General features: G+C 61.2%; 21 protein-coding genes. 13 read left to right on the top strand and 8 right to left on the bottom strand.

All coding sequences use genetic code 11. The features are described from left to right. Positions 1 to 233 precede the first annotated feature (233 nt). From fadB to N4Q37_RS18470, 6 genes are all read left to right on the top strand, one after another. Positions 234 to 2,381, top strand: coding sequence for a fatty acid oxidation complex subunit alpha FadB (fadB, locus tag N4Q37_RS18495; protein WP_260960968.1), 2,148 nt, complete (start codon positions 234 to 236; stop codon positions 2,379 to 2,381). Positions 2,382 to 2,411: 30 nt separating this feature from the next. Further along, positions 2,412 to 3,587, top strand: a complete 1,176-nt coding sequence (gene fadA, locus N4Q37_RS18490) for an acetyl-CoA C-acyltransferase FadA (protein WP_260960966.1) — start codon at positions 2,412 to 2,414, stop codon at positions 3,585 to 3,587. Positions 3,588 to 3,686: 99 nt separating this feature from the next. Next, positions 3,687 to 3,923 carry a DUF1653 domain-containing protein gene (locus tag N4Q37_RS18485; protein ID WP_025212748.1) on the top strand — a complete coding sequence of 79 codons (237 nt, stop codon included), beginning with the start codon at positions 3,687 to 3,689 and terminating at the stop codon, positions 3,921 to 3,923. A gap of 115 nt (positions 3,924 to 4,038) precedes the next feature. Continuing rightward, positions 4,039 to 6,648 (top strand): type I DNA topoisomerase, encoded by a 2,610-nt coding sequence (gene topA / locus N4Q37_RS18480; protein WP_260960964.1) that lies wholly within the window; start codon positions 4,039 to 4,041, stop codon positions 6,646 to 6,648. A 195-nt stretch (positions 6,649 to 6,843) separates the two neighbouring features. Next, positions 6,844 to 7,368 (top strand): DUF6586 family protein, encoded by a 525-nt coding sequence (locus N4Q37_RS18475; RefSeq protein WP_260960963.1) that lies wholly within the window; start codon positions 6,844 to 6,846, stop codon positions 7,366 to 7,368. 106 nt (positions 7,369 to 7,474) lie between these two features. Further along, positions 7,475 to 7,708, top strand: a complete 234-nt coding sequence (locus N4Q37_RS18470) for a hypothetical protein (protein WP_047227208.1) — start codon at positions 7,475 to 7,477, stop codon at positions 7,706 to 7,708. 74 nt (positions 7,709 to 7,782) lie between these two features. On the opposite strand, the gene sulA is transcribed toward N4Q37_RS18470, so the two are convergent. Next, on the bottom strand, positions 7,783 to 8,256 hold the full coding sequence (gene sulA, locus N4Q37_RS18465) for an SOS-induced cell division inhibitor SulA (RefSeq protein WP_260960962.1): 474 nt from the start codon (positions 8,254 to 8,256) through the stop codon (positions 7,783 to 7,785). 10 nt (positions 8,257 to 8,266) lie between these two features. After that, the gene (lexA, locus tag N4Q37_RS18460) at positions 8,267 to 8,875 is read right to left on the bottom strand and encodes a transcriptional repressor LexA (protein ID WP_260960961.1); all 609 of its coding nucleotides are present in this window, start codon (positions 8,873 to 8,875) and stop codon (positions 8,267 to 8,269) included. 241 nt (positions 8,876 to 9,116) lie between these two features. Between lexA and N4Q37_RS18455 the strand changes: the two genes are divergently transcribed. Both N4Q37_RS18455 and nagZ read left to right on the top strand, forming a co-directional pair. Next, positions 9,117 to 9,824, top strand: a complete 708-nt coding sequence (locus tag N4Q37_RS18455; RefSeq protein ID WP_260960960.1) for a TetR/AcrR family transcriptional regulator — start codon at positions 9,117 to 9,119, stop codon at positions 9,822 to 9,824. Between the two features lie 182 nt (positions 9,825 to 10,006). Further along, positions 10,007 to 11,005, top strand: coding sequence for a beta-N-acetylhexosaminidase (nagZ, locus tag N4Q37_RS18450; RefSeq protein WP_260961030.1), 999 nt, complete (start codon positions 10,007 to 10,009; stop codon positions 11,003 to 11,005). A 96-nt stretch (positions 11,006 to 11,101) separates the two neighbouring features. On the opposite strand, the gene N4Q37_RS18445 is transcribed toward nagZ, so the two are convergent. The 3 genes from N4Q37_RS18445 to mfd are packed head-to-tail and all read right to left on the bottom strand — an operon-like array spanning position 11,102 to position 17,833. Then, the gene (locus N4Q37_RS18445) at positions 11,102 to 13,795 is read right to left on the bottom strand and encodes a DEAD/DEAH box helicase (RefSeq protein WP_260960959.1); all 2,694 of its coding nucleotides are present in this window, start codon (positions 13,793 to 13,795) and stop codon (positions 11,102 to 11,104) included. An 11-nt stretch (positions 13,796 to 13,806) separates the two neighbouring features. Beyond that, positions 13,807 to 14,373: a peptidoglycan binding protein CsiV gene (locus tag N4Q37_RS18440; RefSeq protein WP_260960958.1), complete on the bottom strand. Its 567-nt coding sequence runs from the start codon at positions 14,371 to 14,373 to the stop codon at positions 13,807 to 13,809. 10 nt (positions 14,374 to 14,383) lie between these two features. After that, on the bottom strand, positions 14,384 to 17,833 hold the full coding sequence (mfd, locus tag N4Q37_RS18435; protein WP_260960957.1) for a transcription-repair coupling factor: 3,450 nt from the start codon (positions 17,831 to 17,833) through the stop codon (positions 14,384 to 14,386). A gap of 169 nt (positions 17,834 to 18,002) precedes the next feature. On the opposite strand from mfd, the gene N4Q37_RS18430 reads away from it, so the two are divergent. Next, entirely contained in the window at positions 18,003 to 19,466 is a 1,464-nt protein-coding gene (locus N4Q37_RS18430) for a glyceraldehyde-3-phosphate dehydrogenase (protein WP_260960956.1), read from the top strand. A gap of 83 nt (positions 19,467 to 19,549) precedes the next feature. Here N4Q37_RS18430 and tcuC read toward each other — a convergent pair whose 3' ends face one another. Then, positions 19,550 to 20,848 carry an MFS transporter gene (gene tcuC / locus N4Q37_RS18425; RefSeq protein ID WP_260960955.1) on the bottom strand — a complete coding sequence of 433 codons (1,299 nt, stop codon included), beginning with the start codon at positions 20,846 to 20,848 and terminating at the stop codon, positions 19,550 to 19,552. A 29-nt stretch (positions 20,849 to 20,877) separates the two neighbouring features. Between tcuC and N4Q37_RS18420 the strand changes: the two genes are divergently transcribed. From N4Q37_RS18420 to sthA, 3 genes are all read left to right on the top strand, one after another. Continuing rightward, a complete protein-coding gene (locus N4Q37_RS18420; protein ID WP_260960954.1) occupies positions 20,878 to 21,096 on the top strand; it encodes a hypothetical protein in 219 nt (72 codons plus the stop codon). A 68-nt stretch (positions 21,097 to 21,164) separates the two neighbouring features. Then, positions 21,165 to 22,154: an FAD:protein FMN transferase gene (locus N4Q37_RS18415; protein WP_260960953.1), complete on the top strand. Its 990-nt coding sequence runs from the start codon at positions 21,165 to 21,167 to the stop codon at positions 22,152 to 22,154. Between the two features lie 263 nt (positions 22,155 to 22,417). Beyond that, positions 22,418 to 23,812 carry a Si-specific NAD(P)(+) transhydrogenase gene (gene sthA, locus N4Q37_RS18410; protein WP_260960952.1) on the top strand — a complete coding sequence of 465 codons (1,395 nt, stop codon included), beginning with the start codon at positions 22,418 to 22,420 and terminating at the stop codon, positions 23,810 to 23,812. A gap of 42 nt (positions 23,813 to 23,854) precedes the next feature. On the opposite strand, the gene N4Q37_RS18405 is transcribed toward sthA, so the two are convergent. Together N4Q37_RS18405 and N4Q37_RS18400 are read right to left on the bottom strand one after the other, a co-directional pair. After that, entirely contained in the window at positions 23,855 to 24,577 is a 723-nt protein-coding gene (locus N4Q37_RS18405; RefSeq protein WP_260960951.1) for a glycerophosphodiester phosphodiesterase, read from the bottom strand. After that, the gene (locus tag N4Q37_RS18400) at positions 24,574 to 25,170 is read right to left on the bottom strand and encodes a PilZ domain-containing protein (protein WP_260960950.1); all 597 of its coding nucleotides are present in this window, start codon (positions 25,168 to 25,170) and stop codon (positions 24,574 to 24,576) included. Before N4Q37_RS18400 ends, N4Q37_RS18405 begins: the two co-directional genes overlap by 4 nt. Before the next feature lie 94 nt (positions 25,171 to 25,264). Here N4Q37_RS18400 and N4Q37_RS18395 point away from each other — a divergent pair, with 94 nt between their 5' ends. Continuing rightward, positions 25,265 to 26,515: a lipoprotein-releasing ABC transporter permease subunit gene (locus tag N4Q37_RS18395; protein WP_260960949.1), complete on the top strand. Its 1,251-nt coding sequence runs from the start codon at positions 25,265 to 25,267 to the stop codon at positions 26,513 to 26,515. Positions 26,516 to 26,521: the final 6 nt, after the last annotated feature.

Raw genomic sequence — 26,521 nt, 5'->3', positions numbered from 1 at the left:
CCGGTGTTTAGGGCGATTGACAATTGTCGGAAATTCCGTGAAGGTGACGTACCCAAATCAAACGGGCGTATGAATTGAGCGTTTGTATGTTCAGAACGTTCCTACAGACCCCGACTATCGCGTTGACGGGTGTGCCTGGCGGATTGGCGTAGCATCGACGGTAACGTCCATGTCGAACCAGCAGCCAGCGTTCAGCGTGTACTGTTCAGCTTCCATATCGTGGAGATCAGTTGATGATTTACGAAGGTAAAGCCATCACGGTTAAGGCTCTTGAAAGTGGCATCGTCGAACTGAAATTCGACCTCAAGGGTGAGTCCGTCAACAAGTTCAACCGTCTAACCCTGAATGAGCTGCGTCAGGCCGTGGACACTATCAAGGCAGATGCTTCGATCAAGGGTGTGATCGTCAGCAGTGGCAAGGACGTGTTCATCGTCGGTGCCGACATCACCGAATTCGTCGACAACTTCAAGCTGCCCGATGCCGAACTGATCGCTGGCAACCTCGAAGCGAACCGTATTTTCAGCGACTTCGAAGACCTCAACGTGCCGACCGTGGCGGCCATCAACGGCATCGCCCTGGGCGGCGGCCTGGAAATGTGCCTGGCGGCGGATTTCCGCGTCATGTCCAGCGCAGCCAAGATCGGCTTGCCGGAAGTCAAACTGGGCATCTACCCAGGCTTCGGTGGCACCGTGCGCCTGCCGCGCCTGATCGGTGTCGACAACGCCATCGAGTGGATTGCCGCCGGCAAGGAAAACCGTGCCGAAGACGCCCTGAAAGTGGGCGCGGTGGATGCCGTGGTTGAACCTGGCAAGCTCCAGGAAGCGGCGCTTGCAACCATCAAGCGTGCCATCAGCGGCGAGTTCGACTACAAGGCCAAGCGCCAGCCGAAGCTGGAAAAGCTCAAGCTCAACGCCATCGAACAGATGATGGCCTTCGAGACCGCCAAGGGTTTCGTGGCCGGTCAGGCTGGCCCGAACTATCCGGCGCCGGTCGAAGCGATCAAGACCATCCAGAAAGCCGCGAACTTCGGTCGCGACAAGGCTCTGGAAGCTGAAGCCGCCGGCTTCGTCAAGCTGGCCAAGACCTCGGCCGCCCAGAGCCTGATCGGTCTGTTCCTCAACGACCAGGAACTGAAGAAAAAGGCCAAGGCCTATGACGAAATCGCCAGCGACGTGAAGCAGGCCGCCGTGCTCGGCGCCGGCATCATGGGCGGTGGTATCGCCTACCAGTCGGCGTCCAAGGGCACGCCGATCCTGATGAAGGACATCAACGAACACGGGATCGAGCAGGGTCTGGCCGAAGCCGCCAAGCTGCTGGTTGGTCGCGTCGACAAGGGGCGCATGACCGCGGCGAAAATGGCCGAAGTGCTCAATGGCATTCGTCCGACCCTGTCCTATGGCGATTTCGGCCATGTCGACCTGGTGGTCGAAGCGGTTGTCGAGAACCCGAAGGTCAAGCAGGCGGTACTGGCTGAAGTTGAAGGCCAGGTCAAGGAAGGCACGATCCTCGCCTCGAACACCTCGACCATTTCCATTTCGCTGCTGGCCAAGGCCCTCAAGCATCCGGAAAACTTCGTAGGCATGCACTTTTTCAACCCGGTGCACATGATGCCGCTGGTGGAAGTGATTCGTGGCGAGAAGTCCAGCGAACAAGCGATTGCCACCACCGTGGCCTACGCCAAGAAGATGGGCAAGAACCCGATCGTCGTCAACGACTGCCCGGGCTTCCTGGTCAATCGCGTGCTGTTTCCGTACTTCGGCGGTTTCGCCAAGCTGGTCAGCGCCGGCGTGGACTTCGTGCGCATCGACAAGGTCATGGAGAAATTCGGCTGGCCGATGGGCCCGGCGTATCTGATGGACGTGGTCGGTATCGACACCGGTCACCACGGTCGTGACGTCATGGCCGAAGGCTTCCCGGACCGCATGAAGGACGACCGTCGTTCGGCTGTCGACGTGCTTTACGAAGCCAAGCGCCTGGGCCAGAAGAACGGCAAGGGTTTCTATGCCTATGAGGCCGACAAGCGCGGCAAGCAGAAGAAAGTGGCCGATCCGTCGGTGCTGGAAGTGCTCAAGCCGATCGTCTACGAGCAGCGCGAAGTCACCGACGAGGACATCATCAACTGGATGATGATCCCGTTGTGCCTCGAAACCGTGCGCTGCCTGGAAGATGGCGTTGTCGAGACCGCTGCCGAAGCCGACATGGGGCTGGTCTACGGTATCGGTTTCCCTCCATTCCGTGGCGGTGCGCTGCGCTACATCGATTCGATCGGGGTAGCCGAGTTCGTCGCCCTGGCTGACCAGTACGCCGATCTGGGCGCGCTGTACCACCCGACCGCGAAGCTGCGCGAGATGGCCAAGAAAGGCCAGAGCTTCTTCGGTTAAGCGCCCAACGACTAGAGCGAGAGAACATTTATGAGCTTGAATCCTAGAGACGTCGTGATTGTCGACTTCGGTCGTACGCCGATGGGCCGCTCCAAGGGCGGCATGCACCGCAACACCCGCGCCGAGGACATGTCGGCGCACCTGATCAGCAAACTGCTGGAACGTAACGTCAAGGTCAACCCGAACGAGGTCGAGGATGTGATCTGGGGCTGTGTGAACCAGACCCTGGAGCAGGGCTGGAATATCGCCCGCATGGCCTCGTTGATGACCCAGATCCCTCACACGGCGGCCGGCCAGACCGTCAGCCGTCTGTGCGGTTCGTCCATGAGCGCGCTGCACACGGCCGCCCAGGCGATCATGACCGGCAACGGTGATGTGTTCGTCGTGGGTGGGGTCGAGCACATGGGCCACGTGAGCATGATGCACGGCGTCGATCCGAACCCGCACATGTCCCTGTACGCGGCGAAAGCCTCGGGCATGATGGGCTTGACCGCGGAAATGCTCGGCAAGATGCACGGCATCAGCCGTGAACAGCAGGACGCCTTTGGCATGCGCTCCCACCAGCTCGCCCACAAGGCGACCGTGGAAGGCAAGTTCAAGGACGAGATCATCCCGATGCAGGGCTACGACGAGAATGGCTTCCTGAAGCTGTTCGACTACGACGAAACGATTCGTCCGGAAACCACCCTGGAAAGCCTGGCGACCCTCAAGCCAGCCTTCAATCCAAAAGGTGGCACCGTGACAGCCGGTACCTCGTCGCAGATCACCGACGGTGCATCGTGCATGATCGTGATGTCGGCCCAGCGTGCCCAGGACCTGGGCATCCAGCCAATGGCGGTGATCCGCTCGATGGCCGTGGCGGGTGTGGACCCGGCGATCATGGGTTATGGTCCGGTACCGGCCACGCAGAAAGCCTTGAAGCGCGCAGGCCTGGGCATCACCGATATCGACTTCTTCGAGCTCAACGAAGCGTTCGCCGCACAGGCCTTGCCCGTGCTGAAAGATCTGAAAGTGCTCGACAAGATGGACGAGAAGGTTAACCTGCACGGCGGCGCGATCGCTCTGGGCCATCCGTTCGGTTGCTCCGGTGCGCGTATCTCCGGCACGCTGCTCAACGTCATGAAGCAGAACGGCGGTACATTTGGCGTGTCCACCATGTGCATTGGCCTTGGCCAAGGCATCGCCACTGTCTTCGAACGCCTCTAAGCGTTGCGTTGATGGAAGCCGGGGCCAAGTGCCCCGGTTTTTGTTTTTGCGGGGCTGTTTTGTTTTTATTTTGAAAAAAATTTGAGAGAGGGCCGAAGCATGCCGATACAACCTGGGCTCTACCAGCATTACAAAGGTCCGCAGTACCGTGTATTCAGCATTGCGCGGCATTCCGAGACCGAGGAAGAGGTGGTCTTTTATCAAGCCCTGTATGGCGATTACGGCTTTTGGGTACGCCCCCTGAGCATGTTCCAGGAGTCCGTCGAGGTTGACGGGGAACAGGTCCCGCGCTTTGCTTTGGTGCAGGCCGAAGAGAGCATTTTTTCCAAGCCTTGAGGCTGGCATATGGGCAACCCTGCGCTTGACCTCACCTTGCAGCCACTATATATAGCGGTGCCGCGTCAGGCGCCAACCGCCTTTCACTTTTTAGAATTCAGGAATTTTCCGATCCATGGGCAAATCGCTGGTCATTGTGGAATCCCCGGCTAAGGCCAAGACCATCAACAAGTATCTGGGCAACCAATACGTGGTGAAGTCGAGTATCGGCCATATCCGAGACCTGCCCACCAGCGGTTCGGCCAGCGCCGGCAAAGAGCCAGCCGTCAAGCGCGGCAAGGCCGCTGCTGAAGCGCCAGCGCTCTCGCCCAAAGAGAAGGCGCGCAAGCAACTGGTGTCGCGCATGGGAGTCGATCCGGACCATGGCTGGAAAGCCAAGTACGAGATCCTGCCGGGCAAGGAAAAGGTCATCGAGGAGCTGCGCCGGCTCGCCAAGGATGCCGACACCATCTATCTCGCGACGGACTTGGACCGCGAAGGGGAAGCCATCGCCTGGCACCTGCGCGAAGCCATTGGTGGGGATGACAGCCGCTACAAGCGCGTGGTGTTCAACGAAATCACCAAGAAGGCCATCCAGGAGGCCTTCTCCGAGCCGGGCGAGTTGGACATCGATCGGGTCAACGCCCAGCAGGCGCGTCGCTTCCTCGACCGCGTGGTGGGTTACATGGTTTCGCCATTGCTGTGGGCCAAGATCGCCCGTGGCCTGTCGGCAGGTCGTGTGCAATCGGTCGCGGTGAAGCTGGTGGTGGAGCGCGAGCGGGAGATCCGTGCGTTCATCCCTGAAGAATATTGGGAAGTGCACGCCGACCTCGGCACCGCCAAGGGTGCCACCGTGCGCTTCGAAGTGGCTCGCGAGAAGGGTGAGGCCTTCAAGCCGCTCAACGAAGCCCAGGCCATGGCGGCGCTGGAGAAGCTCAAGGCCTCCAGCTTCAGTATCGTCAAGCGCGAAGACAAGCCGACCAGCAGCAAACCCTCGGCGCCGTTCATCACGTCCACACTGCAACAGGCGGCGAGTAACCGCCTGGGCTTTGGCGTGAAGAAAACCATGATGATGGCCCAGCGTCTGTACGAGGCCGGTTACATCACCTATATGCGTACCGACTCGACCAACCTCTCGGCCGATGCCGTGGCGATGGCGCGTACCTATATAGAAAGCGAGTTCGGCAAGAAGTACCTGCCAGACACGCCGAACGTCTACAGCAGCAAGGAAGGCGCACAGGAGGCTCACGAAGCGATTCGTCCGTCCGATGCCAACACCGAGCCAAGCAAGCTGTCAGGCATGGAGCGCGACGCGGAACGTCTCTACGAACTGATCTGGCGGCAGTTCCTGGCCTGCCAGATGTTGCCGGCGCAATACCTGTCGACCACGGTCAGCGTCGGTGCCGGTGATTTCGAGCTGCGCGCCAAGGGCCGCATCCTGAAGTTCGACGGTTATACCCGCGTGATGCCGCAGATCACCAAGCCTGGGGACGACGATGTCCTGCCGGATATGGCCCAGGGCGACGTGATGAAGCTGCTCAAGCTTGATCCCACCCAGCACTTTACCAAGCCACCGGCGCGTTATTCCGAGGCCAGCCTGGTCAAGGAAATGGAAAAACGTGGCATCGGTCGCCCTTCGACCTACGCGGCGATTATTTCCACCATCCAGGACCGCGGCTATGTGGCACTGCACAACCGTCGTTTCTACTCGGAAAAAATGGGTGACATCGTTACCGAGCGCTTGTCCGAGAGCTTCTCCAATCTGATGGACTATGGCTTCACCGCCGGGATGGAAGAGCACCTTGATGACGTAGCTCAGGGTGAGCGAGACTGGAAAAACGTCCTGGATGAGTTCTACGGTGACTTCAAGAAAAAGCTCGAAGTGGCCGAAAGTCCGGACAGCGGCATGCGTGCCAACCAGCCGGTCATGACCGACATCCCGTGCCTGACCTGCGGGCGTCCGATGCAGATCCGTACCGCCTCCACTGGTGTATTCCTGGGGTGCTCGGGCTATAGCCTGCCGCCCAAGGAGCGCTGCAAGGCGACGGTCAACCTGGTGCCGGGCGATGAAATCGCGGCAGACGACGAGGGTGAGTCCGAATCCCTGGTGCTGCGCGGCAAGCATCGCTGCCCGATCTGCAGCACGGCCATGGATGCCTACCTGCTGGATGAAAAGCGCAAGCTGCACATCTGCGGCAACAATCCGGATTGCGCCGGTTATGAGATCGAGGAAGGCTCCTACCGCATCAAGGGCTACGAAGGCCCGAGCCTGGAGTGCGACAAGTGTGGCAGTGAGATGCAGCTCAAGACCGGCCGCTTCGGCAAGTTCTTCGGTTGCACCAACCCGACGTGCAAGAACACACGCAAACTGCTCAAGAGCGGTGACGCGGCGCCGCCGAAGATGGACCCGGTGAAAATGCCGGAGCTCAAGTGCGAGAAAGTCGACGACACCTACATTCTGCGCGACGGTGCTTCCGGCTTGTTCCTGGCGGCCAGCCAGTTCCCGAAAAATCGCGAAACCCGTGCACCGTTGGTGCTGGAGATTGTCCCGCACAAGAGCGAGATCGATCCGAAGTATCACTTCCTGTGTGAAGCGCCGCAGAAGGACCCCGAGGGGCGCCCGGCGGTCATTCGCTACAGCCGCAAGACCAAGGAGCAATACGTGCAGACTGAAGTCGACGGCAAGCCGACGGGTTGGAAAGCGTACTACGACGGCGGTAAATGGACGGTCGAAGACAAGCGTTGATTGATGGGACGCTTGCTCACGCTTGATTGATCCGACGCTTCGGGTGCAGGCGTCCCCATAGCCTCAAATGAACAGAAAGGCCGCATGATAGGTTTTCATGCGGCCTTTCTGTTTTTGGCTTGCAGTGGCCTCGGTTGATCCACGACACTGTCGCTCTTGCGTGAAGCTTTTATTTCGTTGGGGGAGGATGCCGCCATGGCCCACGAACTCTATACCCGCACCAACCAGAAGATCTACTTTGCCGGTCTGTCGCTCGAAGCCCTTTCCAGGACCGAAGATGGGCGGGCGCTGAACTCCCCGGCGTTGCTCCAGGCAGGACGCGAAGCGGCGTTGTTTCACCTGTACGGCGCGTTGCTGGGGCTGTGCCATGAAATTGCGGGTTTCTATCGCTTGCCACAGGCCAATGCGCCGCGGGCCGAGCTGTTGTTGACGCGCGAAGTCCTGGAAACCATCGCCATTCCTGAGCTGGCCGAGATGGTTGAGCTGGCGCACAATCCGGAAACCTGGCTGGCCAGATTGTTGGCGGCCCATGCCGCGCTGTTCCAGCCACCGCGTGCCCCGCACAAGCCCAAGGGCGACGTGACCCAGCCACTGATCGTGGCGGTCAATCTGGACGAACCAGAACCTGAGCAGGAGTTGACCCGGGAGGAGTTGGAAAGTTGGCGCCAGAACCTCAAGAGCCTGGCGCTTCGCTTTCGCGAAGGATTGACTGAATGCTGAGTTTTCCGTCGGCCCAGGCGGTTGGTGGATTACGCTTGGTCAAGATCCCGAGCGAAGCCTGACTGATGACTATATAATCCTCGCCTTTCGTGGAGAACAGACTTTTATGCCTACGTCCTTTCTAGAAATTGTCGAACTTCCTGATGGCCGAATCGAGCTGCGAAGGGCTGAGGACGAGGGTTCTCTGGTTACCCTGAACTTTTCCGAAGATGCCAAGGCGTTCCTTCAGGGCCAACACGTTGAGGTCGCCAAGGCGATGCTGAGCGTCGGCGTTCAGATGGCGGGACGGCTGGTTGAAGGCGAATTCAACAAGGAAGAGGGCCCGCGGGTTCTCCATTGATCCCGTCTGTCGGCTTTTTGAAAGACCGTTTCTACTGACCGGCTTCTCTGTCCTGGAGAAGCCTCGTGTTTGTATCAACCCAATCGAATATTCAGGCTTTGTGCGTCCCCGGTGCGGGCGGCGCTGATCAACTGTTGCCGCGCGCTCGTGCTCAGCGGGTTGAGCCAGCTGACCACCGTGTGGCTGCGACCCAGGCGCAATGCCTCACAAGTCAGTTGCAGGGCGCTTTGAGTGCCGCGCGGTTGCAGCAGCAGGATACGCTCACGATTCAGTCCGGCGTCCCGTAGCCAGGCCTGGGTGACGCTGGCCGGTGGTGCAATCAGCGTCAACCAGCGTGCATCCTGATCCTGGCTGAGTTCGCGCAGGATCGGCGCCAACAGGTTCAAGCAGTTCCCGGCCGCACCACGTAACGACAGTTCGCTGAAGGGCTCGGGTTCGACGCCCCAAGGCGATTCGATGACCTCCTTCAAGGCCGGAACCAGCGGCTGGGCCATGAAAGCCTCGAACAGCGGAAGTTGTGTGTGTTGTGGGGTGTAAGGGATCTGCATAACGCCTCCTTTAACGGCGAATGACGCCGACGCTCAAGCCTTCGATGACCAGTTCCTGATCTTTCAGATTCACTTCGATGGGGGCGAACTCGGGGTTTTCAGCGATCAGCCAGACTTTGCTGCCTTCGCGCTTGAAGCGCTTGACGGTGACTTCATCGCCAAGACGCGCCACCACGATCTGGCCGTTGCGGGCTTCGCGAGTGGTGTGGACGGCCAGGAGGTCGCCGTCGAAGATGCCGATGTCCTTCATGCTCATGCCGTGCACGCGAAGCAGGTAATCGGCCCGTGGATGAAAGAACGAAGGGTTGATATTGCAGGACTCCTCGATGTGCTGCTCGGCGAGGATTGGAGCGCCGGCGGCGACCCGGCCAATGATCGGTAGGGTAGTTTCGTCGGCCTTGGCTTCGAAGCCGGGGATGCGAATGCCGCGGGATGCGCCCGGCGTCATTTCGATCGCGCCCTTGCGGGCCAGCGCCTTGAGGTGTTCTTCAGCCGCATTGGGGGACTTGAAGCCCAGCTCCTGAGCGATTTCCGCGCGGGTCGGCGGATAGCCGTTGTCTTCGAGGCAGCGTTTGATGAAGGCCAGAATCTCTGCTTGGCGTGGCGTCAGCTTTAGCATATTGATCGCTCTGTCTTTTTATACAGTGACTGGGATTATATACAGTGAACGCCACTTGGCAATCCTCCTTTTTTCCCTGGCCGCTGGACGGTCGGTCGTGTCGTTGGCGGCGACATGGCTACAGCGTGGGAAAGGTGTGGTTAAATACCTGACCGGGCGTTCGCAAAACGTCCCGGCAGGCTTGACAACTTCCAGGCTGCAAACGTATGTTTCAAACAAGTGTTTGTTAGGCGGAGTAGCCATGGCCCAGTCGGAAACCGTTGAACGCATTCTCGATGCTGCCGAGCAATTGTTCGCGGAAAAAGGTTTCGCCGAAACCTCGTTGCGTCTGATCACCAGCAAGGCCGGCGTGAACCTGGCGGCGGTGAACTATCACTTCGGTTCGAAAAAAGCGTTGATCCAGGCGGTTTTCTCCCGGTTCCTCGGTCCTTTCTGCCTGAGCCTCGATCGCGAGCTGGAGCGGCGCCAGGCCAAGCCCGACGTCAAGCCGAGCCTGGAAGAGCTGCTGGAGATCCTGGTCGAGCAAGCCCTCGTCGTGCAACCGCGCAGCGGCAACGATCTTTCCATTTTCATGCGCCTGCTGGGCCTGGCCTTCAGCCAGAGCCAGGGGCACCTGCGCCGTTACCTGGAAGACATGTACGGCAAGGTGTTCCGCCGCTACATGCTGCTGGTCAACGAGGCGGCGCCACGAATTCCACCCATCGAGTTGTTCTGGCGCGTGCACTTCATGCTCGGTGCCGCCGCGTTCAGCATGTCTGGCATCAAGGCCTTGCGGGCTATTGCCGAAACCGATTTCGGGGTGAACACCTCGATCGAGCAGGTGATGCGCCTGATGGTGCCGTTCCTGGCGGCCGGCATGCGCGCTGAAAGCGGTGTCACCGACGAGGCCATGGCCGCCGCACAGTTGCGTCCCAGAAGTAAAACCGCCCCGGCCCTGGCCAAGGCTTGAGCCCATGGGTGGGCGCAACAGCTTGCATCCGTTAAGCTAGTCGCCCATGCCGACCCTTCTATCGAACCCGTACTCTCTGCAGTGCATAACCACGACTTGCCGGGCTTTGCGCCCTGCGGCGCGGTTATGCCTGGACCGGCGTACGGGTTCTTCGCTACCAAGGAAATAGTATGACTGCTGGCCTGCAAGGCTCGTTGATGGTGGATGTCGCCGGTACCTGGCTGACGGCCGAAGATCGCCACCTGTTGCGTCAGCCCGAAGTGGGCGGCCTGATCATTTTTGCCCGCAATATTGAACATCCGCGTCAGGTAAGGGAACTGAGCGCTTCGATTCGCGCCCTTCGTCCCGACCTCTTGCTGGCGGTCGATCAGGAAGGCGGACGGGTTCAGCGCCTGCGGCAGGGGTTTGTACGGTTGCCGGCCATGCGGGCGATTGCCGACAACCCGAACGCTGAGTACGTGGCCGAACAGTGCGGCTGGATCATGGCTACTGAAGTGCTGGCGGTCGGTCTCGACTTGAGTTTCGCCCCTGTGCTGGACCTCGATTACCAGCGCAGCGCGGTGGTGGGCAGCCGTTCTTTCGAAGGTGATCCCGAGCGTGCGGCGTTGCTGGCCGGCGCTTTCATTCGCGGCATGAATGCTGCCGGGATGGCGGCCACGGGCAAGCATTTTCCGGGGCACGGCTGGGCCGAGGCCGATTCCCACGTAGCCATTCCCCAGGATGAGCGCAGCCTGGAGCAGATCCGCGCCAATGACCTGGTGCCGTTTGCTCGTTTGACCCAGCAGCTCGCCGCTGTCATGCCGGCCCATGTCATTTATCCGCAGGTCGATGCCAGCCCGGCGGGTTTTTCCCGGCGGTGGTTGCAGGACATTCTGCGCGGCGAGTTGCAGTTCGATGGTGTGATTTTCAGTGACGACCTGTCGATGGCCGGCGCCCATGTCGTCGGTGATGCAGCCAGTCGTATCGAGGCGGCCCTGACGGCCGGTTGCGACATGGGCCTGGTCTGCAATGACCGCGCCGCCGCGGAACTGGCGTTGAGCGCCGCCCAGCGCCTGAAGGTCAAGCCTTCGGCGCGGATCGCTCGAATGCGCGGCCGGGCCTTTGCTACCACCGAGTATCGTCAGGATCCACGCTGGCTGGAGGCGCTCGGGGCGTTGAAAGCGGCCCAGTTGATTGATTGAAGGCGATTTGTTGTGCCGCTATCGCGGGCAAGCATTGCCCCCACAGCAGATGGGTGCTGAGCGCCGGCCCCGTGAGCACTCGAGAGTCTCGGTAGATCAGCGCTTTTCCAGCTTGTCTGGCAATGGCGCGAACAGGGCCTCGATGTCTTCGCTCTGCAATTTCCAGTCTCCGGCCACGCGTCCGTCCAGTACGCCGGCCGCCAGGTCGGATTTTTCCTTTTGCAGCAGCTGGATTTTTTCTTCCACCGTGCCTCGGGCAATCAGCTTGTAGACGAACACCGGTTTTTCCTGGCCGATGCGGTAGGCACGGTCGGTGGCCTGGTGTTCCGTGGCCGGGTTCCACCACGGGTCGTAATGGATCACGGTGTCGGCTTCGGTCAGGTTCAAACCTACACCGCCGGCCTTCAGGCTGATCAGAAAGATCTGACGCTTGCCATTCTGGAATTCTTTCACCGGTGTGCGTCGATCCCGGGTCTGGCCGGTCAGGATCGCGTAATCGACACCGCGCTTTTTCAGTTCGTCTTCAATCAACGCCAGCATCGACGTGAACTGGGAAAACAGCAGCACCCGGCGACCTTCTTCGAACAGTTCGTCGAGCATTTCCATCAGGCTGTCGAGTTTGCCCGAAAGGCTGCCTCGGGTGGGCAGGGCGGTGTCGCTGATCAGGCGCAGGTCGCAACACACCTGGCGCAGCTTGAGCAGGGCCTCAAGGATGATGATCTGGCTGCGGGCCACGCCTTTGCGGGTGATTTCGTCACGGACCTTCTTGTCCATCGCCAGGCGCATGGTTTCGTACACGTCCCGCTGGGCGTCGCTGAGTTCGACCCAATGGATGATCTCGGTCTTGGGTGGCAGCTCCGTCGCCACTTGCTCTTTGGTCCTGCGTAGCAGGAAGGGTTTTATCCGACCGTTGAGGTGTTGAAGGCGTACATCACTGCCGCGCTTTTCAATCGGTGCGCGGTAATCGCGATTGAAGCTCTTGACGTCACCCAGCCAGCCCGGCAGCAGGAAGTGGAACAGCGACCACAATTCGCCCAGGTGGTTTTCCAGCGGTGTGCCGGACAGGCACAGCCGCTGGCGGGCATCGAGTTCACGGGCGGCCTGGGCGGCCTTGCTGGTGGGGTTCTTGATGTACTGGGCTTCATCCAGGATCAGTACGTGCAACGGTTGCGCCTTCAGGCGCTCGACATCCTTGGGCAGCAGGGCGTAGGTGGTGAGGACCAGGTCGTAGTCGCCCAGCCGTTCGAAATGCTTCTTGCGTCCGGCACCATACAGCGCCAGCACCTTGAGCTGGGGCGTGAAGTGCGACGCTTCGTCGAGCCAGTTGGGAATCAGGCTGGTGGGCATCACCACCATGCAGGGGCGGTCGAGGCGTCCGGCGTTTTTTTCGCTGAGAATGTGCGCCAGCGTCTGTAGGGTTTTGCCCAGGCCCATGTCGTCCGCAAGGATACCGCCGACTTCCAGCTGCCTGAGGGATTGCATCCAGCTCAGGCCTTCGAGTTGGTAAGGCCGCAGTGTTGCGTTCAAACCTTCGGGCGCGGTGCAGGTGTAGTCCCTGACGTCCCGCAGGCGTTGGGCCAGGCCACGGATGTGTTCGCCGCCTTCCCAGCGCAAGGGCATGTCTTGCAGCGGATTGAGGCGCAAGGCGTCCGCGCTGTTCAGGCGCAGTTTGGTGGTGCCGGGTTCTTGCAGGTAAAACTCGCCGAGGGTTGCCAGCACCGGTTTCAGTCGCCCATACGGCAGGGCCACTTGCTGTGGGCCGAACTCGGAGTTGGGACGGTGCGGCAAGTTGACCAGGATGAGCTCGTCGTCGCGACGCCTGGCCAGGCGTTCCGGGTTGAACAGCTCGATGTGCGAGCGCATCAGGTTCAGCAGGATCGGCAACAGGCTCAGGCGCTCGCCATTGACGATGATTCCCAGTTCCAGGTCGAACCAGTCCCGCTCCGGTGTTTCGTCGACGGTAGCGTACCACTCGTCCACGGCCGTCAGGTCAAAGCCGAAATCCTCGTCGATCTGCAATTCCCAGCCTTGGTCGCGCAGTTTAGGCAGGTCGTTGAGGGTGAAGGTCAGCCAGGCGCTGTCATTGACCATTTCATACAACTCGCCGGCGCTTTCCGGCAGGGCCTTGCTCTGCCGGGTCGCGACCTTGAAGCCGAGGATTCGCAGTTGTTCGCGGTAGGACTGTTCCACGTCCGTATGACGTTTTATCCGCAGCGTCTGGGTTTCCTGGCGAATCAGCACGTCGGTGTTGCGCTGGCCGCTGACGTATTCGTCCAGGTAGCTGAACGACAGGGCGGCACGGTGCTGGATGTAGCGCTGCATCTTGCCGTTACGCGGTTCGAAAGCGCTGAACTCGACGCTCGCCAGCCACAGGCGCGGTACCGGTTGCACGTTGTCCACCAGTACCTGCGGCGGTGCCTTGGGGTTGCGGTTGTCCAGGACCGCCTGGAGTTTCTCCAGCAATTGGGCGTCCTTCTCGGCGGCTGGATAGGCCAGGGTTTCCTGGACTTGCAGCAAGGCCGCGGCGCAATGCTTGCAGTTGATGCGCACGGGGCACGAGCAGGCGGCTTCGAGCAGGATCAGCGTGCCCTTGGCGGACTCTTTCAGGCGGATGGTCTGACGATAAACATTGCCCCCAGAACCTTCGCAACTGGCGACGATGATGCTGTCGCCGGTCTCGACAATCCGCACGCGGTTTTCCAGCGCATAACGTCGCCCACGCTCCAGGCTCTGTTCCTTGAATCGATTGACCCAGGAAGGTGCCAGGGGTTTGCTCAGGGGCGAGGGCATAGGCGCGCCGATCAGTCCGGAATGACTTCAGGTGCCTGCCGTGGCGCAGGCGCGGTCAACGAGGTCATCTTGATCAGCAGGCCGAGGTGGCCGTTGTCGAGAAAGTTCAGCTGGCCGTTCTTGGTGTGGCTTTGCTGTTTGAGGCGCTCGCTGGCAGTGACCAGGCCATTGGTGTTGATCTGGTTGATCCAGAAGTCCGCATCCACGTCGGTGAAACGGCCCAGTTTCAGCGCCAGGGTGCCCTCGATGGGAAACTGGCCGAATTGTTCAGTACCGTCGCTGATGGCGATCTTGCTGGGCTGTTCGCCCAGGGTTTGCTGCCAGGCCTTGTGCATCAGCACGGTGTATTGGCCGCTGGCGTTGAGTTTTTCCACGATGTTGCCCAGCGCGGGTGTGCGCTGGGTGTCGGCGCCGAGGCGGTGCGCGCCGGCGTCCCAATCTTCTGGTGCGGCGCGGCTGATGATCGCCGGCTCCGCGTTCTGCCGCACGAGGATCATTTCAACCTGATACAGGTCGTCGGCAGACGCCAGGGGTGCGACCAGGGTCGTCATCAAGGTCAGTGAGCGAAACAGGCGCATGTGGCGTCCTTCAAGCAGTGGTCGGGGCGAGGCGCTCGAACAGCGCCTCCACGGTATTGAAACGCTCTTGCGAGCGTTCCATGGGCACCATGAACTTGAACATGGTGGCACCTTCGAACTTGTAGCGTTTGGGTTGGCCCTGGATCAGCTTGATCAGCACCAATGGGTCGACCGGCGTCTGGGCCTCGAACTCGATGCGACCGCCGTTGGGGCCGCCGTCGACTTTCTTGATGCCCAGTTGTTCGGCCTTGAGTTTGAGCAGGGTCGTGCGCACCAGGTTCTTGGTCGGCTCCGGCAGCAGGCCGAAGCGGTCGATCATCTCCACCTGCAAATCCTTGAGGCCTTCCTCGTCGGTGGCCGAGGCGATGCGTTTGTAGAGGATCAGCCGCGCGTGGACATCCGGCAGGTAGTCTTCCGGGATCAGCGCCGGCACCCGCAGGTTGATTTCCGGTCCGCCGCCCAGGGGCTGGTCGAGATTCGGTTGTTCGCCCTTGCGGATCGACTTGACCGCCCGTTCGAGCATTTCCATGTACAGCGTGAAGCCGACGGCCTGGATCTGGCCGCTCTGGCCGTCGCCGAGCAATTCGCCGGCGCCACGGATTTCCAGGTCGTTGGTGGCCAGCACGAAACCGGCCCCGAGGTCCTGGGTGTTGGCAATGGCTTCCAGGCGTTTTTCCGCGTCCGGGGTGATCTGCTGGCGCGGCGGCGTCAACAGGTAGGCGTAGGCCTGGTGGTGGCTACGCCCGACCCGACCACGCAACTGGTGCAACTGGGCCAGGCCGAACTTGTCGGCGCGCTCGATGATGATGGTGTTGGCGCTCGGCACGTCGATGCCGGTCTCGATGATGGTCGAGGCGATCAGCACGTTGAAGCGCTTGTGGTAGAAGTCGCTCATCACCTGTTCGAGTTCGCGTTCGCGCATCTGTCCATGACCGATGCCGATACGGGCCTCCGGTACCAGCTCGGCCAGGTCGGCGGCGCATTTCTCGATGGTCTTGACGTCGTTGTGCAGGTAATAGACCTGGCCGCCGCGCAGCAGCTCGCGCAGCAAGGCTTCCTTGACCGTGCTCTTGTTCTGTTCCATGACGAAGGTGCGCACCGACAGGCGACGGGCCGGTGGCGTGGCGATGATCGACAGGTCGCGCATGCCCGACACCGCCATGTTGAGCGTGCGCGGGATCGGCGTGGCAGTCAGGGTGAGGATGTCGACTTCGCTGCGCAGGGCCTTGAGTTGCTCTTTCTGGCGGACGCCAAAACGGTGCTCCTCGTCGATGATCACCAGGCCCAGGTTCTTGATCTTCACATCGTCCTGCAACAACTTGTGCGTGCCGATCACGATATCGATCTTGCCTTCGGCCAGGTCGGCCGCGGCGGCGTTCACTTCCTTGGCGGATTTGAAGCGGCTCATCACTTCCACCGTCACCGGCCAGTCGGCGAAGCGGTCGCGGAAGCTGTTGTAATGCTGTTGGGCGAGCAGGGTGGTCGGCACCAGGATGGCCACCTGCTTGCCACTGTGCACGGCAATGAACGCCGCGCGCATCGCCACTTCGGTCTTGCCGAATCCCACGTCGCCGCACACCAGCCGGTCCATGGGCTTGGGCGCGAGCATGTCGGCGCGCACGGCTTCGATGGCACTCTGCTGGTCGACGGTTTCCTCGAAGGGGAAACCGGCGCTGAAGGTTTCGTAGTCGGCTTTCGGGTCGGCAAAGGCGTGGCCTTCGCGGGCGGCGCGGCGGGCGTAGATGTCGAGCAGCTCGGCGGCCACGTCGCGCACTTGTTCGGCGGCCTTGCGCTTGGCTTTCTGCCAGGTTTCCGAGCCCAGGCGATGCAGCGGGGCCAGGGCGTCGTCGCTGCCGGTGTAGCGCGCAATCAGGTGCAGGTTGGCCACCGGCACGTAGAGCTTGGCGCCCTCGGCGTACTCCAGGGTCAGGAATTCGGCGGTCTGATTGTCGACTTCCAGCGTGGCCAGGCCGAGGTAGCGGCCCACGCCGTGATCGATGTGCACCACTGGCGCGCCTTCGCGCAGTTCAGTGAGGTTCTTGATGACTGCTTCGTTGCTGGCGTCGGCGCGTTTCTCGCGACGGCGGCGCTGCATGACGCGCTGGCCGAACAACGGGCTTTCGGCCACCAGTGCCAAGGCCGGGTCGTCGAGCACCAGCCCTTCGTCCAGCGGGGCGATGGTGATCGCCAGGCGATCCTTGCTGGCGACGAAATCCGGCCAGCTGTCCACCGCTTTGGGTCGCAGCTTCAGCCGTTCGAGTAGCTCCAGCAGTACTTCGCGGCGGCCGGCGGATTCGGCGGTGAACAACACGCGGCCTGGGAACCCGTCGAGGAAGCCGGCCAGCGCCGCCAGGGGTTGCGTGGCCTTGGCTTCGATCGCTAGGTCCGGCAGGGCCTTGGCCGGGAAGCGTTCGCGACCGACGCCGGTTTCCACGTCCTGCTGGCTGGCGACGACTCGCGGCCAGTTCTTGAGGCGGGCGAAGCAGTCTTCCACCGGCAGGAACAGCTCGGCCGGTGGCAATAGCGGCCGGGAAGGGTCGATGCGACGCTCTTCGTAGCGGTTGCGCACGTCGTTCCAGAAGTTTTCCGCCGCCTGCTCGATGCCCGGCAGGGAAAATACCTGGGTGTCCTGGGGCAAGTAGTCGAACAGCGTGGAAGTCTCTTCGAAGAACAGCGGCAGGTAGTACTCGATGCCGGCGGGCGTGATGCCGCTGCTCAGGTCCTGGAAGATCGGACAGCGCCGGAAATCCACATCGAAGCGCTCGCGAAACCGTGCCTTGAAGCGGGTCACGGCGTCTTTTTGCAGCGGGAACTCCTTGGCCGGCAACAGGCGAACCGACGAGACCTTGTCGATGGAGCGCTGGTTTTCCGGGTCGAAGGTGCGCAAGGTCTCGATTTCGTCATCGAACAGGTCGATGCGATAGGGCAGCTTGCTGCCCATCGGGAACAGGTCGATCAATGCGCCACGGACGGCGAATTCGCCGTGTTCGTACACCGTGTCGACGCAGCGATAGCCGCTGGCCTCCAGGCGGGTGCGCATTTGCTCGACATCGAGTTTCTGGCCGACGTCCAGCACCAGGCTGCTGCCAAGCAGGAACTGGGTGGGCGCCAGGCGATGTAGGGCCGTGGTAATCGGCACTACCAAAACGCCATGACTGAGCTCCGGCAACCGATAAAGGCTGGCGATTCGCTGGGAGATGATGTCCTGGTGGGGTGAAAACAGGTCGTAGGGCAGGGTTTCCCAGTCGGGGAAATGCAAGACCGGCAGGTCCGGTGCGAAGAACCCCAGTTCCTGTTCCAGCCGCTCGGCGCCTTGGCTGTCGGCCGTCAGCAGCAGGGTGAAGCGCTTTGCAGCGCTGGCCGCCTCGGCGATGGCCAGGCTCAGGGCGGCACCGGGCAGATTGCCCCAGTGCTGTTTACCTGCCGCGGCAGGGAGATGCGGAAGACGCAGAACGGGCACGGAAGATTGAGCTCCAGCGTTGCGACAAAGTCGACAATTGTAGCGGGGGAAGGGGCCTGCTGTCAGTCGCAGACTGCCTGTGTGGGCAGGAAAAGCCACGGTGCGACAGGCGCGCATTGCTCAGTCGTGGACTCGGCGGCATAATGTAGCCCCTTTTTTCTGTCCCTACATGTGGAAGGTTACCGTGACTCAGAAGCCCGACCAGTGTCTTGGTGAATGGATCGATCGTGAAGCACTCGCCGAAGCGATGATCCCTCTCATCGGTCAGCTCTACCGCAATAACAATGTGGTGAGCTCGATTTTTGGCCGCAGCCTGATCAACCAGTCTGTCATCGCGATCCTCAAAGCCCATCGCTTTGCTCGCCACCGTTCTTCCGACGACAGCGAACTCTCCGTCCACGAAACATTCCCTCTGCTCAAAGCCATGAGCGAGCTCAAGCTCGGCGCGGCTTCGGTGGATCTGGGCAAGTTGGCGTTCAAATTCCGTAGCGAAGGCAATGGCCGCACCGCCGAGCAATTCGTTCGCGAAGAGCTGGCCGATGTGGTGGGTCAGCAGAACGCTGCCGCGCGTAAAGGCACTGACGTGGTCCTGTACGGCTTCGGTCGTATCGGTCGTCTGCTGGCGCGTATCCTGATCGAGAAAACCGGTGGTGGCGACGGCCTGCGCCTGCGCGCCATCGTGGTGCGCAAGGGCGCCGAGAACGATCTGACCAAGCGTGCCAGCCTGCTGCGCCGCGATTCGGTCCATGGTTCGTTCAACGGCACCATCGTCATCGACGAAGAAAACAACACCATCAGTGCCAACGGCAACCTGATCCAGGTGATCTACGCGAAGAGCCCGACCGAGGTGGACTACACCCAGTACGGCATCAAGGACGCCCTGCTGGTGGACAACACCGGTGTATGGCGTGATGCCGACGGCCTGGGCCAGCACCTGGCCTGCCCGGGTATCGACCGCGTCGTGCTGACCGCGCCTGGCAAGGGCAAGCTGAAGAACATCGTTCACGGCATCAACCACGGCGACATCACCGCTGATGACAAGATCGTCTCCGCTGCCTCCTGCACCACCAACGCCATCGTGCCGGTGCTCAAGGCTGTGAACGACAAGTTCGGCATCGTCAACGGTCACGTTGAAACGGTTCACTCGTACACCAACGACCAGAACCTGATCGACAACTTCCACAAGGGCGATCGTCGTGGCCGCAGCGCCGCGCTGAACATGGTCATCACCGAGACCGGCGCTGCTACCGCTGCTGCCAAGGCCCTGCCTGAGCTGGCTGGCAAGCTGACCGGCAACGCGATCCGTGTGCCGACGCCGAACGTGTCGATGGCGATCCTCAACCTGAACCTTGAGAAAGCCACCACTCGCGAAGAGATCAACGAGTACCTGCGCTATATGGCGCTGCACTCGGACCTGCACAAGCAGATCGATTTCGTCAGCTCGCAGGAAGTGGTTTCCACCGACTTCGTGGGCTCGCGCCACGCCGGTGTGGTCGATGCCGAAGCCACCATCACCCAAGATAACCGCGTTGTCCTGTATGTCTGGTACGACAACGAGTTCGGTTACAGCTGCCAGGTGGTTCGCGTGATGGAAGACATGGCCGGTGTAAACCCGCCAGCGTTCCCGCGCTAAGCTTCAGTTGGCTATGAAAACGCCCCGACTTGTCGGGGCGTTTTTTTTTCTGGGTTTTGGGTTGCCCGGGCGATAGCGATCTATCAGGCGCCACCCGCTACGGCGGCCTGCGCCGTCCGCAATTCATGCCGATTCCCCTTGAACAACACCAGGGTCGCGATCAACCCCAGCACTGCGGCACCACTGAGCCAGATCCCCGGTGCCGCCTTGTTGTCCAGCACATGGATCAGGTAGGTGCAAGCTGCCGGGGTAAACCCGCCGAACGTTGCCGTCGCCAGGCTGTAGGCCAGGGAGAAGCCTGTGGTGCGCACCTGGACCGGCATGATTTCCGTCAAGGCCACCACCATGGCACCGTTGTACGATCCGTACAGGAACGATAGCCACAGCTCGACGATCAGCAAATGGCTGAAGCTGGGGTTCGTCACCAGCCAGGACAGTGCCGGGTAGGCGGTCAGGATCGCCAGGACGGTCGCACCGAGCAGCAGGGGTTTGCGTCCGATCTTGTCTGAAAATGCACCCATCACCGGCAGCCAGAAGAAATTCGACAAGCCGATGCACACGGTAACCAGCAATGCATCCAGGTCCGACAGGTTCAATTCGGCCTTGCCGAACGTCGGCGTGTAGGCGGTGATCAGGTAGAAAGACACCGTGGTCATTACCACCAGCGCCATGCCGGCCAAGACGATACCGAAGTTCTGACCAATGGAGCGGGTGATTTCCGACAGGCTAGGGCGATGTTTTCTCGCCTGGAACTCAGGTGTTTCTTCCAGTGAACGACGGATCATGAAAATCGCCGGGACGATCATGCAGCCCACCAGGAACGGTACGCGCCAGCCCCAGTCGCCCATCTGCTGCGGGCTCAACCAATGATTGAGGCCAACCCCCAGCAGGCCGGCGAACACCACGGCAGCTTGCTGGCTGGCGGATTGCCAACTGACAAAGAAGCCCTTGCGTCCTGGTGTGGCGATTTCTGCCAGGTATAGCGACACGCCGCCCAGCTCCACGCCGGCGGAGAAACCTTGCAACAATCGACCCAGCAGCACCAACAAGGGGGCTGCCACGCCGAGGACGGCGTAACCCGGTACGCAGGCGATCAGGATGGTGCCCATGGCCATCAAGGCCAGCGTAATGATCAGGCCTTGGCGACGGCCGTGGCGGTCAATGTAGGCGCCGAGGACAATCGCCCCCAGCGGACGCATCAGGAACCCGGCGCCAAACGTTGCCAGGGACAGCATCAGCGAGGCGAAAGCACTGTCGGTGGGGAAGAACGTCTTGGCGATGGCCGTGGCATAGAAGCCGTAGACCATGAAGTCGAACATCTCCAGGAAATTGCCGCTGACAACGCGAAAAATCGCCTTGCCGTTGCTCGTATTGGAAGACATGTGCAGGTACTCACTCTGGTCAATCTAGTATGAAAACGCCGCGCCTTTGGAATCTTGTGGAAGCTTTGGAAAAACCTTGGAAGAGCCTGGAGGAGCCTGTGGGAGCAAAGCTTGCTCGCGATGCAGGCGACACGGTTCAACTGCAAATCCGCGTCATCGTTCATCGCGAGCAAGCTTTGCTCCCACAGGTTTTCAGGAGTTTCCGTAAGGCCCTCATTGGTCCCCAGCAGGTTTTTTGCGCGCGCTGAAGTTCATAATGGCCGGCGCGGTTTCGAGAGGAGATGAAGATTTGTTAACTGGACGGTGGGGAGCCCTTGTGGCCCTGGTCGGCGTGTTTTCCGGCTGTGGCAACGGCGACACCCTGGAGCGATTCGACGGCCCGACCATGGGCAGTCGGTATTCCATCCAGTACGTCAAGCATCGGACCGGGCCCGCTCCGGCGGCGGTGCAGGCTGAGGTGCAAGGCATCCTTGCCGAAGTCGATCGGCAATTCTCGACCTATCGCAGCGACTCGGACGTCGAGCGTTTCAATGCGCTGGCCGCCAACAGCTGTCAGGTGATGCCGGCGGCAGTCCTGGAGTTGGTCCGCGTGGGTGAGCAGTTGTCGGCCCAGAGTGACGGCTCCTACGACCTGACTGTGGAACCGCTGTTGAACCTGTGGGGGTTCGGTCCGCAATCGCGGGAAGAAAAAGTGCCGGACGCCGAGGCCTTGGCCCTGGTGCGCCAGCGCATTGGCCATGGCCATTTGCGCATTGAGGGCGACCGGTTGTGCAAGGACGCGGCCGTGGAGGTCGACTTCAACAGCATCGCCGCGGGCTACGCCGTCGACCGCATCGCCGCCCGGCTCCAGGCCCTGGGAATCGACAGCTACCTGGCCGAAGCCACCGGAGAGCTCAAGGCGGTCGGGCACAAGCCCGATGGCTCGCCCTGGCGTGTCGCCCTGGAGGAACCCCGGGACGACCGGCAAGTGGCCGAACGGGTTATCGAGGTCAATGGCTACGGGGTTTCGACGTCCGGCGACTACCGTAAATATTTCGAGCAGGACGGCCAACGTTACTCCCACACCTTCGATGCGCGCATCGGTACGCCGGTCCTGCATAACCTGGCGTCCGTCACTGTCATTCATCCTTCGGCGCTGATGGCCGATGGACTGTCAACGCTGTTGCTGATTCTCGGCCCTGAACGGGGTTGGGACTATGCCGAGAAGCATGGCATCGGGGTGTTTTTCGTGCTGCGGGACGGGGGGCGTTTCGTGACTCGTACCAATGATGCGTTTGACCGCATAACCAAGGGGGAAACCCAATGATGACGTTGGGTTGTAGATGACCTGTGGCGAGGGTGAGCATCGAATGGCGCCGATGACAGGCTGCTGAAAGCATAGGTGTGGCGAAATAACGCAGGCAAAACTAGCCTACGACGCGACCAAGGGGTAATGTGCGCGGCGTTGACGCTTCTATAGACTGTGGCCGGGCTCGTGAACCGGCCACAAATTGTTCCTTCATGCCGTGAATCGGCGTGATTTAGCCGTCGGCGCCGCTGTGGTGCCACGGCCTGTTCTGAGGAGTACGCATGGCTGTCTACAACTACGACGTGGTGGTACTGGGCTCCGGCCCGGCGGGTGAAGGCGCGGCAATGAATGCCGCCAAGGCTGGGCGCAAGGTGGCGATGGTCGACAGCCGCCGACAAGTCGGCGGTAACTGCACCCACTTGGGCACCATCCCGTCCAAGGCCCTGCGTCACTCCGTACGGCAGATCATGCAGTTCAACACCAACCCGATGTTCCGGGCCATCGGTGAGCCGCGCTGGTTCTCCTTCCCGGACGTGCTCAAGAGCGCCGAGAAGGTGATCGCCAAGCAAGTGGCCTCGCGTACCGGCTACTATGCTCGCAACCGCGTAGATGTGTTCTTCGGCACCGGCAGCTTCGCCGATGAGCAAACCGTGGAAGTGGTCTGTGGCAATGGCGTGGTCGAGAAGCTGGTGGCCAAGCACATCATCATCGCCACCGGCTCGCGCCCATATCGCCCGGCCGACATCGATTTCAACCATGCGCGCATCTACGACAGCGACACCATCCTGAGCCTGGGCCACACCCCGCGCAAACTCATCGTCTACGGTGCCGGCGTGATCGGTTGTGAATACGCCTCGATCTTCAGTGGCCTGGGTGTATTGGTGGAGTTGGTGGATAACCGTGGCCAGTTGTTGAGCTTCCTGGACTCGGAAATTTCCCAGGCCCTGAGCTATCACTTCAGCAACAACAATATCACCGTGCGTCACAACGAGGACTACGACCGCGTCGAAGGCGTGGACAACGGCGTGATCCTGCACCTCAAGTCCGGCAAGAAGATCAAGGCCGACGCCTTGCTCTGGTGCAACGGCCGTACCGGCAACACCGATACCCTGGGCCTGGAAAACATCGGCGTGAAGGTCAACAGCCGTGGCCAGATCGAAGTCGACGAGAACTACCGCACCTGCGTGCCGAACATCTACGGCGCCGGTGACGTGATCGGTTGGCCGAGCCTGGCCAGTGCCGCCCACGACCAGGGCCGTTCCGCCGCTGGCAGCATCGTCGACAATGGCAGCTGGCGTTTCGTCAACGACGTGCCGACTGGTATCTACACCATTCCGGAGATCAGCTCGATCGGCAAGAACGAGCAGGAACTGACTCAGGCCAAGGTGCCTTATGAAGTGGGCAAGGCCTTCTTCAAGGGCATGGCGCGGGCGCAGATCGCCGGCGAGCCGCAAGGCATGCTGAAGATCCTGTTCCACCGCGAGACCCTGGAAGTGCTGGGCGTGCATTGCTTCGGCTACCAGGCTTCGGAAATTGTGCACATCGGCCAGGCGATCATGAACCAGTCGGGCGAGGCGAACACGTTGAAGTACTTCGTCAACACCACGTTCAACTACCCGACCATGGCCGAAGCCTATCGGGTAGCGGCCTACGACGGGCTCAACCGGCTTTTTTGAGCGGCTCCGGCCGGTGGCCTGAGCCGGCCGGGGAGACCGATTTCAGCCTTTCTCAAGCGTGGCAGTGGCCAAACCGGGAAAGTCTGTAATCAGGCTGTCAGCGCCAAAGTCGGCGAGCCTGCGCATCAGCGCGGGCTCGTTGACCGTCCATACCGACACATGCAGCCCTTGGCGCTGCGCCTTGATCAGGCGTTCCGGCGTGCACAGGGTCCAGTTCAACGCCAGGATCTCGCAGCCATAGCTCTGGGCGACCTTCAACGGGTCGAGCCAGGCGTACTCGGCCACCAGGCCGCGGGAAATGTCCGGCGTCAGCTCCTGGGCCGCCTTGAGCACTTCCCGCGAGCTGGACGTGATGGTGATCTTGTCCAGTAGCCCGAAACGCTGGGCCATTTCACGTATGCCCAGCACGGTGGCGGTGGCGCGGGTGCGCGAGGCACTCTTGACCTCCAGCTGCCAATGCTCGAAATCGCATTTCTCGAACAGCTCCTCCAGGCGCGGGATCGGGCATGGCTTGATCCAGCCCGGGCCACCTTTGCGCGCATCGTAGGTCACCAGCTCGGCGGCGGTGTGTTCGACCACCTTGCCGCGACGGTCGGTGGTGCGTTTGAGTGTCGGGTCGTGGATCACCATCAGCTCGCCGTCCATGGACAGGTGCAGATCCAGTTCGCAACGGCGTACGCCGTGCTTGAGGCATTCCTGAAAACCGGTCAGGGTGTTTTCCGGCGCTTCGCCCTTGGCGCCGCGGTGGCCATAAATGAGGGTCACGGTTGTTCCTTATTGATACCTGATTCGTTCTGTTCCCGGGCCAGGCGCCGTTCTTGCGCCTGTTTTTGCAGGATGTAGCGAGCCAGCAACTGGCGCTGGGCGTCGGTGGGGCGTTCGAACTCGGTGCCGACGTCGTAGCCATCGCCCTTGGGATCGCAATGGGTCACCCTCGCGCGCAGCAACAAGCCGAGGGCCTGCGGCATGAGTACCAGCTTGATCGACAAGTGCGTGCCGACGGCGATGGGTGTGGGAGATTGGAAGTCGATGCCGCCTTCGGAAATGATCACCGGCTGCGGTTCGCCGATTTCGCCGAGCACCGTCAGTGCGATGACCTGGCTGAGCAGGTCGAAGCGTTTGTTCATGGCCTTGAGGTAGGCGGCGATGCTGCGCTCACGCTCGCTGATCTGGCGCAGCAGGTGTTGCGATTCGAATTCGCTCAGGTGCAGTTCGCTGAGCAGATTGAACAATGGAGACGCATCCTGCAACACTTCCTGGCCGGCGGCTTCAGGAATGGAGAGGGGCCGAATTTCCAGTGCGATCGTGTCCTCGATACGGTAGTATTCGCGGCGATCTTCTTCATCTAATGTCGACATGGCGAACCCATGGTAGCGGCGGTGGTCTGAGTGTAAAGCTGGTTTGTGACCCCCGCCACAAGGACGTTTCTTTTCCCTCCGAACAAGCCCCGACATGTTCAGACCTCTCTTCGTATTCATCGGCACGCGTTACACCCGTGCAAAGCGTCGCAATCATTTCGTATCGTTCATTTCCCTGACATCCATCATCGGGCTGGCCCTTGGCGTGGTCGTGATGATCGTCGTGCTGTCGGTGATGAACGGCTTCGACCATGAAATGCGCACCCGCGTACTGGGCATGGTGCCCCACGCGACCCTCGAATCCGGCGAGGCCATCAGCGATTGGCCGAGCCTGGCCGCCAAGGTCAAGCAGAACCGGCAGGTGCTGGCCGTCGCGCCCTTCACCCAGATGCAGGGGCTGCTGACCAACAACGGCAAGGTCTCCAAGGTGTTGCTCAACGGCATCGACCCGGCGCTCGAGCGGCAGGTCTCGATCATCGATAACTTCATGCAGCAGGGTAAGCTCGACGACCTCGCGCCCGGCAGCTTCGGCATCGTCATCGGCGACAAGGCCGCGACCAAGCTGGGCGTGGCCATTGGCGACAAGCTGACCTTCGTCGCGCCGGAAGTCACCGTGACCCCGGGCGGGGTGTTCCCCCGCATGAAACGCTTTACCGTGGTCGGCATCTTTCATGTCGGTGCCGGCGAGCTGGACGGTTACCTGGGCGTTACCAACCTCCAGGACCTGGCGCGCCTGCACCGCTGGAAGCCGGACCAGGTCCAGGGCCTGCGCTTGAAGTTCGACGACCTGTTCCAGGCGCCGCGTGCGGCGTGGAGCATCGCCCAGCAACTCGGCGAGGACCGTTATTACGCCCGGGACTGGACCCGCACCCATGGCAACCTGTATCAGGCGATCCGTATGGAAAAAGCCATGATCGGCCTGTTGCTGCTGCTGATCGTCGCCGTTGCCGCGTTCAACATCATCTCCACGCTGGTGATGGTGGTGAACGACAAGAAAGGCGACATCGCCATCTTGCGCACCCTGGGCGCCACGCCGGGGCAAATCATGCGCATCTTCATGGTCCAGGGCACCGTGATCGGGGTGATCGGCACGTTCGTCGGCGCGCTGGTCGGCATGTTCGCCGCCTTGAATGTCAGCGCCGCGATCGCCGCACTCGAAGGCCTGATCGGGCACAAGTTTCTCAACGCCGACGTGTATTTCATCGACTACCTGCCCTCGCAATTGCAGGCCGATGATGTGTTGATGGTCTGCGGCGCCGCGTTGGTCCTGAGTTTCCTCGCCACCCTGTATCCAGCCTGGCGTGCCGCGCGCACCCAGCCTGCGGAGGCGTTACGTTATGAGTGAGTCGGG

Source organism: Pseudomonas citri (assembly GCF_025336485.1).
In the GTDB taxonomy this organism is placed as follows: domain Bacteria; phylum Pseudomonadota; class Gammaproteobacteria; order Pseudomonadales; family Pseudomonadaceae; genus Aquipseudomonas; species Aquipseudomonas citri.
This window is presented reverse-complemented; position numbering and strand designations above follow the sequence as displayed.